The 12,178-nt window shown below is 73.4% G+C and carries 9 protein-coding genes; 2 read left to right on the top strand and 7 right to left on the bottom strand.

Features of this window, described 5'->3' with window-relative positions:
* Window positions 1–73: 73 nt before the first annotated feature.
* From HMPREF3159_RS00790 to HMPREF3159_RS00805, 4 genes are all read right to left on the bottom strand, one after another.
* On the bottom strand, window positions 74–3,283 hold the full coding sequence (locus HMPREF3159_RS00790) for a YhgE/Pip family protein (RefSeq protein ID WP_070499134.1): 3,210 nt from the start codon (window positions 3,281–3,283) through the stop codon (window positions 74–76).
* Between the two features lie 126 nt (window positions 3,284–3,409).
* Entirely contained in the window at window positions 3,410–4,330 is a 921-nt protein-coding gene (gene gluQRS, locus HMPREF3159_RS00795) for a tRNA glutamyl-Q(34) synthetase GluQRS (protein WP_070499115.1), read from the bottom strand.
* Between the two features lie 186 nt (window positions 4,331–4,516).
* A complete protein-coding gene (locus HMPREF3159_RS00800) occupies window positions 4,517–5,353 on the bottom strand; it encodes a GNAT family N-acetyltransferase (protein WP_070499116.1) in 837 nt (278 codons plus the stop codon).
* A gap of 31 nt (window positions 5,354–5,384) precedes the next feature.
* Window positions 5,385–6,158 carry a hypothetical protein gene (locus HMPREF3159_RS00805; protein WP_070499117.1) on the bottom strand — a complete coding sequence of 258 codons (774 nt, stop codon included), beginning with the start codon at window positions 6,156–6,158 and terminating at the stop codon, window positions 5,385–5,387.
* A gap of 236 nt (window positions 6,159–6,394) precedes the next feature.
* Between HMPREF3159_RS00805 and HMPREF3159_RS00810 the strand changes: the two genes are divergently transcribed.
* On the top strand, window positions 6,395–6,931 hold the full coding sequence (locus tag HMPREF3159_RS00810) for a peptidylprolyl isomerase (protein ID WP_070499118.1): 537 nt from the start codon (window positions 6,395–6,397) through the stop codon (window positions 6,929–6,931).
* 82 nt (window positions 6,932–7,013) lie between these two features.
* On the opposite strand, the gene HMPREF3159_RS17305 is transcribed toward HMPREF3159_RS00810, so the two are convergent.
* Complete coding sequence (locus HMPREF3159_RS17305) at window positions 7,014–8,210, bottom strand: hypothetical protein (RefSeq protein WP_070499119.1); 1,197 nt, start codon at window positions 8,208–8,210, stop codon at window positions 7,014–7,016.
* Between the two features lie 160 nt (window positions 8,211–8,370).
* The gene (locus HMPREF3159_RS00820) at window positions 8,371–9,249 is read right to left on the bottom strand and encodes a VIT1/CCC1 transporter family protein (RefSeq protein WP_083305729.1); all 879 of its coding nucleotides are present in this window, start codon (window positions 9,247–9,249) and stop codon (window positions 8,371–8,373) included.
* Window positions 9,250–9,746: 497 nt separating this feature from the next.
* Here HMPREF3159_RS00820 and HMPREF3159_RS00825 point away from each other — a divergent pair, with 497 nt between their 5' ends.
* On the top strand, window positions 9,747–10,688 hold the full coding sequence (locus HMPREF3159_RS00825; protein ID WP_070499120.1) for a rhomboid family intramembrane serine protease: 942 nt from the start codon (window positions 9,747–9,749) through the stop codon (window positions 10,686–10,688).
* 743 nt (window positions 10,689–11,431) lie between these two features.
* On the opposite strand, the gene HMPREF3159_RS00830 is transcribed toward HMPREF3159_RS00825, so the two are convergent.
* Window positions 11,432–12,061: a pyroglutamyl-peptidase I gene (locus HMPREF3159_RS00830; RefSeq protein ID WP_070499121.1), complete on the bottom strand. Its 630-nt coding sequence runs from the start codon at window positions 12,059–12,061 to the stop codon at window positions 11,432–11,434.
* Window positions 12,062–12,178: the final 117 nt, after the last annotated feature.

A 12,178-nucleotide genomic window follows, 5' to 3' on the forward strand; every position in this document is an offset into this window, starting at 1 on the left:
CCGGGCGCCTGGGTGCGGTGCCTGGCCTGTCGGGACCGGCCCGGCGCGGCTGCCAAGGCGAAGCGCCGGCGCCTCAGGCGCGGGCGGCGGAGCCCGTGGAGGTCTCGGGCTCCTCCTCGTCCACGCCGTCCGGTCCGCCCTCGTCCGCGCCGAGCGTGCGCAGCGTGCGGCGCCGCTGGACGACCGCGCCGAGCAGCCCCAGGACGACGCCGACCACCAACCAGCCCGACAGCCAGGCGAGGTCCCCGGCCGGGTCGATCCAGCCCCCGCCGATCGCTCCGCGGAAGGCGTCGACCGCATGGGTCATCGGCAGGTACGGGTGGAGCATCTGGAAGAAGCCCGGCAGGGTCGGGACCGGGTAGGTGCCGCCCGCCCCGGAGATCTGCAGCGCGATCAGCACCAGGGCGACGAACTTCCCGACCGGCCCGAACAGGGCGCCGAAGCCGTGGTTCAGCGCGACGAACACCAGCGAGGTCAGTCCCGCGAGCCCGAACATCAGCGGCAGGTCGTCGATGGTGAGGCCGATCAGCCAGTGCAGAGCCCCGACGGCGATCAGCGTCTGGACGAGACCCAGCAGGAAGGCGGGGATGAGCCCGCCTGCCAGCAGTCGCACCGGCCCCGTCCCGCGCGCCATCGCTTCGGAGGAGAACGGCGGCATCATCAGGAAGATCGCCATGCCGCCGACCCACAGGCTGATCGCGAGGAACAGCGGAGCGAGGCCCTCGCCGAAGCGGCCCAGGTCGTGCTGGCGCTCGAGGTCCATCTGCACCACGTCCGAGGCGGTGCCGGCGAGCGCGCTGCTCTCCTCGTCGGAGTAGGAGGGGACGTCGTCCTTCGCGTCGGAGAGGCTGTCGGCGAGCTCGGTCGAGCCGTCGTCGAGTTTCTCGGCGCCGTCGTCGAGGTCGGTCGCGCCGTCGGCGAGCTGCGTCGCGCCGTCGTCCACCTGGCGGGCGCCGTCGGCGAGCTCGGCCGAGCTGTCCGCGAGGGTGCCGGTGCCGTCGGCGAGCTGCTGCGCCCCGTCGCGGGCCTCGCCCGTCTTGTCGGCGAGCGTGCCGGCGCCGTCCCTGAGGGTGCCGGTGCCGTCGGCGAGCTGATCAGCGCCGGCGCGGGCCGAGCCGACGCCGTCGGTGTACTGGGTGACGCCGGAGGCGAGGTCCTGGGCGCCGTCGCGGGCGGTGCCCGTCGCGGCGGCGAGCTGGTCCGCGCCGGAGGCGACCTCGCGGGCGCCGGAGTTCAGACGGTGGATGTCCTGCACGCCCTGGTCCAGGGTGCGGTACGCCTCGGGCAGTGCGAGGGCGGCGGTGCGGGCCTGGTCGGCGAGCTCCGCGGCGAGGTCGGAGGCGCTCTGGCCGGGCTCGGCCGACGGGACGGCGGAGGCGAGGTCGTCCCGCGCCGTGCCGAGGTCGCTGCTGAGGGTCGAGGTGTCCTCGGCGAGGGTCGAGGTGGTGCCCTCGAGAGCAGCGGCGCCCTCGGAGAGTGCCGAGGTGGTGGTGGAGAGGGTCTCGATGTACTCCTCGATATCGGAGGCGGCGCCGCTCATGCTCTCGGCGGTGTCGGCGACGTCGGTGGAGGTCTCCGCGGCGGTCCGGGCCAGGCGGTCGGCCTCGGCCGCGTGGGTGGTGGCGGTCTCGGCGTCCTTGCGGACCTTCTGCGTGGTGCCGGCGAGCTCCTCCGCCTTCTGGCAGACGGCTGACTCGGCCGCGGCGGGCTGCTCGGACCCCTCGCCGCCACCGTCGGACGCCTCGCCGGCGCCTCCGCCGGACTCGGCGCAGAGTCCCGCGAGCTCGTCGACGCGGTCGGCGAGCTCCACGGCGGAGCCCTCGGAGGTCTCGGCGGACTCCGCCGAGGTGGACGCCGCCTTGGCCGCATCCTGCACGGCCCCGTCGAGCGTCTTGACGTCCTTGGCGATCGACTCGGCGCCCTCGCGCAGGGTGCGGGCGTCCTGGGCGCGATCGCCCGTGGACTCGTCGAGATTCCGGGCGGTCTCGGCGAGCTCGCCGGCCTTCTCGTCGAGGCTCTCGGTGGTGGCTGCGATGGTGGCGGCGGCCTCGCCCGGGGCGTCCAGCAGCTCCGGCATCCCGTCGATCGCGCGCTCGAGGTCGTCGATCGCGGTGACCAGGTCCTCGCTCGTGGCCTGGACGCTCTCTTCGGTCACGCCCAGCTCGCGGGCGCGCTCGGCGGCGTCGGTGACGGTCTCGTCCAGCTGCTGGGTGCCGTCGGCGACCTGTCCCGCCCCGCCGGCGAGATCGCTCGCCCCGGTCGCGAGCTGCTCGGCGCCGCCGGCGAGCTCGTCCGCGCCGCTGCGCAGCGGCCGCCCCTTCTCGTCGAGGGTCGCCAGCCCGCCGGAGAGCTGCTGCGCACCGGCGTCGAGGGTCGCGACTCCGTTGCGCAGCGTGACCGCGCCGGAGGTGAGCTGGTCCAGCCCGACCACGAGGTCGAGGCTGCCGGAGTGCAGGTCGACCGCGCCCGCGGCGAGCTCGGCGGACCCGTCCGCGAGCTGGCCGGTGCCGTCGGTGAGCTCAGCCGTGCCGTCGACCAGGTCGCCGGTGCCGTCGTGGAGATCGCTCGCTCCGTCCGAGAGCTCGGCGGCGCCGTCGGCCGCGTCGACGATCCCGTCATGGATCGTCGTGAAGCCGACGTAGATCTTGTAGAGGTACTCCTCGAGCACCGAGGCGCGCAGCGCGTCGGTCAGCGCGGTGCCGACGGACTTGGAGAAGTTGCCTCCGACGTAGTTCACCGAGTCGTTCGTGCTCACGGTGATCATCGCGGGGGCCGCTTCCATCGCGTCGCCGCCGAGGGAGGCGATGTTCTCGGAGAAGTCGGAGGGGATCGTGATGGTGGCGCCGAAGGTGCCGTCGGCCAGGCCGCGCTGCGCCTCGGCGGGGGAGGCCTCCACGAAGTGGTAGAGGTTCTCCTGGTCCTTCTCCAGCAGGGTCTCCGTGAACTCCTTGCCCACGTCGATGTGGGAGACCTCCCCGTCCGGACTCTCCGCGTCCGCGCCGGTGTCCTCGTTCACCACGGCAGCGGTGATGTGGTTCAGGTTGTTGCTCGGGTCGATGAACGACCAGGTCATGTTGCCGGAGTAGACCAGCGGCACGAGGGCCAGTCCGGTCACGAACAGCGCCGCGATCGGCTTCTTCCACTCCCGGGGCAGCAGGGCGACCGCGCCCCGTCCCGCGGCGGACGCGCCCCGCCCGAGGGCGGCACCGGCGGTGCCGAGAGCGGACAGGACGGCGTGCAGCGCGGAGGAGAGCGCGGTGAGGAGAGCACGGAGGTATCGCATCACAGGGCGACGATACATCTGTGTATCGAGTTTTGTTACCCCCTCTGTGATGAAGTGTGGTGGGAGGAACCCGGCCGCTCTCTCCAGCTCCGGTCGGCCGACGGGGGCAGACCCGGCCCGGGCGGCTCAGGCCGGCAGATCCACCACCCACGGCCGGCGGGACATCCCTGCCGGGTCCCAGGACTCCAGCAGATCGGCCGCGGAGCGGCAGCCCGGCGCTCCCAGCGAGTCCCCGATCCGCTCGACGACGTCGGCCGCGCTCTCCCCGGCGGCGAGACGGTCCCGCAGCGTCACCGCGCCGTCGCGCTTGGCCAGTCGCGCGCCCGCGGTGTTCAGCGCGAGCGGGACGTGAGCGTAGGTCGGCTCGGGAAGGCCCAGCAGGTGCGCGAGATGGGCCTGGCGCGGGGCGGAGCTGAGCAGGTCGTCGCCGCGAACCACCTGGTCGACCCCGGCCGCGGCGTCATCGACCACGACGGCGAGGTTGTAGGCGACCACGCCGTCGCCGCGGCGCAGCACGAGATCGTCGACCGTGCCATGGACCTCGCCCTCCCAGAGGTCCTGCACGCTCCACTCCGTCACCTCGGCGCGCAGGCGGAGTGCGGGCTCCCGCCGCAGCTCCCCCATCCGCGCGCGACCGGCCTCGCGCTCGGCGGGGGCGAGGTCACGGCAGGTGCCGGGATAGGCGCCGGGCGGGGCGTGCGGTGCGCTCGGCGCCTCGAGGATCTCCCGCCGGGTGCAGTAGCACTCGTAGACGAGGCCCTGCGCCGTCAGGGAGCCGATCGCGGCCTCGTGGTCCGCGCCGCGCTCCGACTGGCGGACGACCTCGCCGTCCCAATCCAGGCCCAGCGCCGCGAGGTCCTCCAGCTGGCGCTGTGCAGCGCCCTCCTGCACGCGGTCGAGGTCCTCGATCCGCAGGTGGAAGGCGCGGCCGGTGCGGCGCGCGAGCGCCCAGGCCAGCATCGCGGTGCGGAGGTTCCCCAGGTGCAGGTCGCCGCTGGGGGAGGGGGCGTAGCGGCCCGCCCCGGGGCCGGGCGTGGCAGCAGGCATGCGCCCCAGTCTAGGGAGGAGGGCCGGCGGGTCATGGCGCGTGGCGTGCCGGTACGCCTCTATATCCGTACCTGCCCGACACACGCCCGTACCCGGCCAGGGCCACCTGGCCGGCGTGACCGGAAGGGCAGGGCGGGCGAAGTGCGAGGGGTGGGGTCGGGTCGGCGGGTCCGGGTCCCGACGCGCTCAGGTGGTCGCCGACGGGTCCAGCAGCAGGAGCACGTCGTCGGCGCGTCCGCCGGGCACGGGGCGGCCCGGCGGGGCCGGGCGGAAACCGAGGCGCGCGGCGAGGGCGAGCGAGGCCGTGTTCCCCCGGTCCGTGATCGCGACGATCTCGAACGGGACCGCGCGGTCATTCTGGACTGTGCCGCCGTCCAGGGCTGTGCCGTCGTGCGTGCCCGTGTCGCTGCCCGCCGCGCGGGGGCCGCGCCGTGCCCCTGCGGGCAGCGCCTCGAGCACCGCGCGCATCGCCTCGGTCGCGACGCCGCGACCGGTCACCTCGGGCGAGAGCCGCCAGTACGCGCTCAGCATGGTCCTGGCTGGGGCGGCGGTCGTGGCGCCGGAGCCGTCGGCGGCGCCAGGAGCGGCGCCGTGGGTCCGGCGTGCGTCCGTCGCCCGGTCCACGTCGCGCGCGAGCGGGACGAGACCCACCACGCCCAGCAGGCCGACCGGAAGGTCGGCGCCCTCCCGTGCCCGTACGGTCAGGTGGCCCGCCCCGTGGCGCTCCCAGCTCTCGCGCCACTGCGCGAGCACCCAGCGCATCTGCGCCGGGTCGGTCAGCGGCTCCGTCGAGTCCTCGACGAAGGCGCGCGGATCCGCATGGAGAGCGAACAGCTCCGCTTCGTCGGCCTCCGTGACCGGCGCGAGCCGCAGACGCTCCGTCCGGATCCTCCCGATCTCGCGACCGCTCGGTCCGCCGACTCCGCACGCACCACTGTGCTCGCCGGCGTCCCCGGACGCGCCGACGGCGCGGCGCTCCTCGTCCGGGGACGGGACCGCCGCGCCGTCGGGCACGTGCGTCACGCGAGTTGTTCGCGCTGGCCGGGGCCTGGGATCAGGCGTCGCCGCGGTGGTTGCCGCGCTTCTCCTCGTCGGCCGTGGCGGCTTCGGGATCCGAGTCCACCTTGACCTCCTTGGGGGTGGTGTCCCCGCCGTGGGAGTCGCCCTTCAGGGCGGAGGCGACGTCGCCGGCGTCGGCCGAGCCGACGGTGTCGGAGACGGTCGAGGAGTCGGACTCGGTGCCCGCCGAGGCGGGGTAGTGCGCGCGGGCGAAGTCCGCGGGGGGCGCCCACGGGTCCTCGACCGGACGGGTCTTCTGCCAGGCGATGTAGCCCGCGGCGGCACCGGCGGCGGCCAGGCCCAGGATGAGCAGCATCTTGCCGGCGCGGCCCTTCTTCTTCTGCGGGGTGGGCTCCACGATCGCGGAGCGGATGTCGCCCTGGCCCTTGTCGAGTTCCTTGCGCGCCGCGTCGACGGCGGCCTTGAGCACCGTGCCGGTGGTCTCGGCGGTCTTGCGGGCGCGGGGGAGGTAGTCGTCCTCGAGGTCGTGGCGGAGCTTGTCCGCGCGCGGACCGAGGTTCTGCGAGAGCTTGTCGCCCTGCTCGCGCAGCTTCTGCTGCGCCTCGGGGACGTACTGGCCGTACAGGTCGGTCGCCTTCGAGCGGGCCTCGCGGGCGCCCTCGGACACCACCGGACCCACCTGGGCTGCGAGCTTCTGCAGCTCCTCGACGGCCTTCTGGGCGTTCTGGCTGGACGCGCCGGCGGCCTCGACGGCCTTCGAGGCCTTCTTCTTGGCCTTCTTCGCCTCGGCCTTGGTTCCAAGCGCCATGGGGTTCCCCTTTCGGTCGAATCCGTCGGGTCGGGCCGACGGTGGTCCCTGGGCCGGGGCAGTCGATGACTGCCACGACCCGTGTGGCACAACCTTAACGCGACCACCCCGCGGCGTTCACAGCGGATGCGCAGTCGCGGAGGATGTGCCAGGCCGCGGCGATGTGGAGGATCGGTCCGGTCCGCGCAGCGTCCGTGCGCACGGCCCGCACGCACGGTCTGTGGGAGGATTGCGCCATGTTCGCAACTCTGCACACCAACCACGGGGACATCCGCATCGAGCTGTTCCCGCACCACGCCCCCAAGACCGTCGAGAACTTCGTGGGCCTCGCCGAGGGCTCCAAGGAGTTCTCCGATCCGGAGACCGGCGAGAAGGTCACCCGTCCGTTCTACGACGGCGTCGTCTTCCACCGCATCATCTCCGGCTTCATGATCCAGGGCGGTGACCCGCTGGGCACCGGCACCGGCGGCCCCGGCTACACCTTCGACGACGAGATCTCCGAGAAGAACTTCAACGAGCCCTACGTCCTCGCCATGGCCAACGCCGGCACCCGCCGCAACGCGCTGACCGGTCGCCCCTCCGGCACCAACGGCTCGCAGTTCTTCATCACCGTGGGCCCCACCCCGCACCTGCAGGGCAAGCACACCGTGTTCGGCGAGGTCGCCGACGAGGACTCCAAGAAGGTCGTCGACGAGATCGCAGCGGTCAAGACCGACATGCGCGACCGTCCCCTCGAGGACGTCGTCATCGAGAAGGTCTCGATCGAGAAGTGATCTGGCGGGCGCCCCGCGCCCACCGGACCACGACCCCGCCGGCGTCGCCGCATGTGCGGCGACGCCGGCGGCGTCGTGCGTCTCAGGAGAAGGTGAGCGTCGCGGTGATCGGGTCCTCGATCTGCTCGAAGTCCTTGTCGATCACCTGGGTGAAGCGGGGCGAGAGGGTGAGCGTGGCGGAGCGCTCGTCCGCGGGGATCGTGAAGGTCGCGATATGGGAGCCGAGACCGCCGAAGATCTGGTTCGTGTCCTGGGCGGGGCGCAGCTCGGTGCCGTCCTCGAGGGTCAGCTTCACCTCGGTCACGTCCCGGACGTTCGAGGAGTCGTCGATCTGCCAGTCCAGGGGCACCATGAGATGGAGCTCGTCCTCCGCCGCCCAGAAGAGGTTGCCGCCATGGTCGAAGGTGTCGATGTACGGAGTGAGGAGCGCGCTATTCACCGTGCCGCGCAGGGTCATGAACTCCTGGGCGAAGCCGTCGGGGACCTTCGTGTCCACGACCCCCGCCTCCGTGACCTCGACGCCGAGCTCCCGCTCGTAGAGGGAGGGGCAGGGCGTGGCGAGGATCGATCCGTCCACGAGGGAGATCTCCGAGACCCCGTCCCGGATCTCGGCGCGCAGCCCCATCGCCTCGGGTGCGGGGCTGCGGTCGACGATCGCGAGCACGATCCCGCTGCGCTCGGCATCTCCCTCCGCGACCTGCGGCACGTGGATGTTCGTCGTGTTCCCCCCGTGGGTGATGTCCAGCGTCGTGGAGTTGTGCGTGAAGACCGCGGGCTGCCACTCGGAGTCGGTGGACTCCCAGGCGGCGAGGAGGAACTGCTTGCGCTCGCCGGGGAGGATCGTCTCCGCCGCGGTGCCCTCCTCGGCGTCGTCGGCCGCAGGGGGCTCCTCGCCGGTGAGGGCGGTGTAGTCGGCGGCGGTGAGGCTGTCCACGAGTCCGCTCGCGGTGACCGTCGCCTTCACTCTGGGGGCGAGCAGGGTCTGGGAGGTCTCGAGACGGGACATGAGCCGGCCCGCGACCGCCTCGTCGGTGACCTCGGTGGGCTGCAGGTCGACGACCGCGCTGGTCGCCGGGTTCGCGGCTTCCGCGGCGCCGTCGGCCGCGCCCTCGTCCGCCTGCCCCGCGGCGGCATCGCCGCCCTTCTCGTCGCCCGTGCCGCCGTCCGTGCCGCCGGGGAGGAGGCCGCAGCCGGTGAGGAGGAGGGTCGGTGCCGCGAACAGCACGCCGCGGCGGGCGAAGGGCGTGGCGGGGCGGCGGGAAGGGCGTCGGGTCGTCATGGCGCACTCTCGTCAGGGTGAGGAACAGGGATGTCCGTCGAGGCTACTCATCGGACACCTGTCCAGAGAGGCCGTGCTCCGCAAGGTGATCAGGGACACGACGGCCCGGCACCGCGGGAGGTGCCTGGCCGAGGCGTGAGCCGTGGGGCGCACCGCGCGGTCAGCCGATCGCGACCCCGAGCGCCGCGCCGATCCCGTAGGTGACCAGGAGCGCGAGCACCCCGCCGATGATCGTGCGCACGGTGGCGGTGCGGGCGTCCGCCTGGCCGAGGCGGGCGCTGACCGCGCCCAGCAGTGCGAGCGCGACCACGACGGCGACGAGCGTCGCGGGCAGGCGCAGCACGGGCGGGCTGGCGAGGATCGCGAGCAGCGGGATGATCCCCCCGAGGGTGAAGGAGAGCAGCGAGGCCAGCGCCGCCGACAGCGGCGAGACGACGGTGCCCTGCTCCACGCCGTGGCGGAAGCGGGTGTGGGCGGTGAGCGCGTCGTGGCGCTCCATCGAGTCGGCGACCTCGCCCACCACGTCGTCCGGGATCCCCGACTCGGTGAGCGCCGCGAGCAGGTGCCGGTGCTCCCCGGCGGGGTCGGCGGCGAGGTCGGCGCGGGTGCGCGCGATGAGGGCGCGGTCGGTGTCGCGCTGGGTGGAGACGGAGACGTACTCGCCCATCGCCATGGACAGCGCGCCTGCGACCAGCGAGGCGAGTCCCGCGATCAGCAGCCAGCGGATGTCGGTGGTGGCGCCGGCGACGCCGACGGCGAGGCCCGCGACCGAGACGATGCCGTCGTTCGCGCCGAGCACTCCGGCGCGCAGCTGGTTGATGCGGTCCGAGCGCGTGGTGCGGTCCTCGGCGTGGTCACGCGAGACGGAGGTGCGCAGGTCCCGATCGGCCGACAGGGTGGGCGCATCGGCGGGTCCGGAGGGCCGCCCGACGGATGGCGCAGGGCGCTCGGCGGACGGCGCACCGCCGTGCGACGCGGCGGGGGTGCCGGGGGAATCGGCGACGGGCGGGCGGCGAGGGGGCATGTCGAGGAGGCTCATGCTCCGAACCTACTCTTTGGACTAAGTCCAATCAAGCAAGGTGAGCCTCGCCTGACCTGCAAGAACGAAGTAAGGGGAGCCTCCCCCGATCGGCGGTCGACAGCGCCTCCGACCCGGTCACCCGCTCCCCGCTCCTTCGCGGAGAGCCGCCGCCCTGCCCTCTCACCGAGACCCCGTGCCGACGCGCCGGCCACCGCCTCGTCGCCCAGGGCCTCGTCGGTCCGCGCCGCGGCGAGGGCCCCGCCTCGGTCGCGCACGCCGCCGTCGCGAGCCAGGGGCACGACCTGTGCGGCGTCCTCTGCTCCCTCGCCCCTCGAGCGCGTCGCGGCCCCCGCACTGGTGTCCCGGCGGCCGGGGGATCCTGCACGCCGAGCGTGCGAGGAGGCGGGCCCCACCTCGGGAGGAGCGGCTGCCACCTGCTCACGGAGCTGATCTCGGCGGGCGACGGCGCGCAAGGGCTCCGGCTCCCTCCAGCCGCCCGTGGTGGAATGAGACCCATGGACATACCCAGCTACGGCTACAGCGCCGCCGACGCCCCACCGCCCCAGGGCCCCGTGGGCAGCGGGCCGCAGGAGCAGCCGGTGTGCCCGCGCCACCCGGATCGCGTCAGCTACGTGCGCTGCAAGCGCTGCGACCGTCCGGCCTGCCCCGACTGCCAGCGCCCCACCGACGTGGGCGTGCTGTGCGTGGACTGCGAGCGGGAGCTGGCACGGGCGCAGGCCTCGACCCGGCCCCGCACCGCGATGGGCGGGCGCATGCGCACCGGCGCCCCGGTCGTCACCTACACGCTGATCGCGCTGTGCGTGCTCGCGTATCTCGGGCAGATGCTCGCTCCGCAGATCGTCGAGCAGCTGGGCATCTTCGCCCCCTTCCGGGCGCTCGCGATGCCGTGGACCTTCCTCACCGCGGGCTTCCTGCACGGCGGGATCATGCACCTGGCGCTGAACATGTACGCGCTGTGGGCGATGGGTCAGTTCCTCGAGCGGTCCCTCGGCCCCGCGCGCTTCGCCGCCGTCTACTTCGTCTCGATGCTCGGCGGGCACACGGCGGTGTACGTCCTGGCCGACCCGATGGGGTACTCCTGGCTGACCGGCACCGTCGGCGCGAGCGGCGGCGTGTTCGGCCTGTTCGCCGCGGCGTTCATCGTCAACCGGCGCATGGGCGGGCAGGTCGCGCAGATCGGGGTGCTGATCGCGCTGAACCTGGTGATCACCTTCGCCATCCCCAACATCTCCTGGCAGGGCCACCTCGGCGGACTCCTGCTCGGCGCGGCACTCACCGCGGGGATGTACGCGCTGCGCCCCAAGGCGGTGGCCGGGCAGGACCGGCAGGCGCTCGCCCGCCGCTCCGCGATCACGCACGGCGCGCTGGTGGTCGCCGCCGTGGTGCTGTGCGCGGTGCTCGTGGCGGTCAAGACGGTGATCCTCCCCGGCCTCTGACCGAGGCTGCGCGCGGCCCGTTCGAGGGCCGACGGCGCACTCCTCCCGCGCGGCGGGGCGGTCCCTCCGGGCCGCCCCGTTCTGCGTCCCCGGGCCGTGCGCGAGAGCCCTGTCACGACACGGACGGAACTACACCGGTGTGGTTTTCCCCAGCTGTGGATCGCGATGTGGATAACTCGTTGCTGCATTGGGGATGACGCGTTCTGGCTGTGGACAACTGCCGATGTGCTGTGGACGGACAGTGGGGACAGCGCAGGTCCATACACTGTGGATGCGGGATGCGCAGACGTTCTCGACCACTGCGCGGAGCCGGTCCAGCGCCGAGGTATGCACGTGGCGTCCGATGCAAAGGTCTCTCGGAAGCTCTGTGACCTGCAGTGATGCACGGGCGGCGGGGGGCGCCGACGAGCTGCGGAGGGGAGCTGCACAGATCGGTCGTCGCGCCGGCGCTATGCCGCGACACGCCCGGGACAACGCTCGTACGTGCAGAACTACAAGGGTGTCATTCCTCCACCGCTGTGGAGAACGTTGTGGATAACTCCCTGTGGAGGGTGGACAGCGAAGATGTGCACACCAGTGCGGACCCTCGTTTCCACCGAGTCACCGCCCTCGTCGGTGGACCGCCGCGGCGCTGTGCACCCCCGTTCGCGGCATCGCGGCATCGCGGCACGGCGGTGGCGGGGCAGGGAGGCGCCAGCTGTCGGGAGCCGCCCGCTCAGCCCCCGCCTTTCAGCGCCCGCCGCTCAGTGCTCGGCGCCGCCGGCGAGGCGCACGTCGGCCTCCGTGGAGAGCGACACCTCGACCATCCGCACCAGCGCCCGTGCGGCGGTGGGCGAGTCGACGACGCTGGCCGAGGGGACGTGGACGAACCCGCCCCGGATCCCCTCGAGCGCCGGGTCGTTCGCCAGCAGGTGCTGCAGCGCGTAGAACACGTCATTGCACACATAGGTCCCGGCGGTCTGCGACACCGCCGCAGGCAGTCCGTCGGCCGCGAGCGAGGCGACCATCGCCTTGACCGGCAGGGTCGAGAAGCGGCCGACGGGCGCGCCCGGCACCACCGGCTCGTCCACCGGGCTCGCGCCCGCGTTGTCGGGGATCCGGGCGTCGCGGATGTTGATCGCGACCCGCTCCGGGGTGATCGCGGTGCGTCCGGCGGCGAGGCCGACGGCCACCACGAGCCGAGGACGCAGTCCCCGCACCGCCTCCTCCAGACGCTCCGAGGCGGTGCCGAACTCGACCGGCAGCTCGACCGCCTCCGCGTCCACGCCGCGCGCGACGAGGGCCGGGACCGCCTCCCGGACGGCCTCCCAGGACTCGTTCGTCGCCGCCCCGTCGAAGGGCGCGAAACCGGAGAGCAGAACGTCGATGGTCATCGGTACAGGGTACGGCGGGCCGCCCGCCGACGGGCTGCGCGCCACGACCATGCTCTCGCCGGCGTCGACCAGCGCTGCGTCCGTCGCGACATCGCCCCCGTCGCCCGCGACTACTCT

Source organism: Brachybacterium sp. HMSC06H03, from assembly GCF_001807385.1.
Classification (GTDB): domain Bacteria; phylum Actinomycetota; class Actinomycetes; order Actinomycetales; family Dermabacteraceae; genus Brachybacterium; species Brachybacterium conglomeratum.

Coding starts and splice junctions, on each gene's coding strand:
- HMPREF3159_RS00810 (WP_070499118.1), top strand. CDS start 6,395: ATGTTCGCAACTCTGCACACCAACCACGGGGACATCCGCATCGAGCTG.
- gluQRS (WP_070499115.1), bottom strand. CDS start 4,330: ATGCCTGCTGCCACGCCCGGCCCCGGGGCGGGCCGCTACGCCCCCTCC.
- HMPREF3159_RS00790 (WP_070499134.1), bottom strand. CDS start 3,283: ATGCGATACCTCCGTGCTCTCCTCACCGCGCTCTCCTCCGCGCTGCAC.
- HMPREF3159_RS00825 (WP_070499120.1), top strand. CDS start 9,747: ATGGACATACCCAGCTACGGCTACAGCGCCGCCGACGCCCCACCGCCC.
- HMPREF3159_RS00805 (WP_070499117.1), bottom strand. CDS start 6,158: ATGGCGCTTGGAACCAAGGCCGAGGCGAAGAAGGCCAAGAAGAAGGCC.
- HMPREF3159_RS00830 (WP_070499121.1), bottom strand. CDS start 12,061: ATGACCATCGACGTTCTGCTCTCCGGTTTCGCGCCCTTCGACGGGGCG.
- HMPREF3159_RS17305 (WP_070499119.1), bottom strand. CDS start 8,210: ATGACGACCCGACGCCCTTCCCGCCGCCCCGCCACGCCCTTCGCCCGC.
- HMPREF3159_RS00820 (WP_083305729.1), bottom strand. CDS start 9,249: ATGAGCCTCCTCGACATGCCCCCTCGCCGCCCGCCCGTCGCCGATTCC.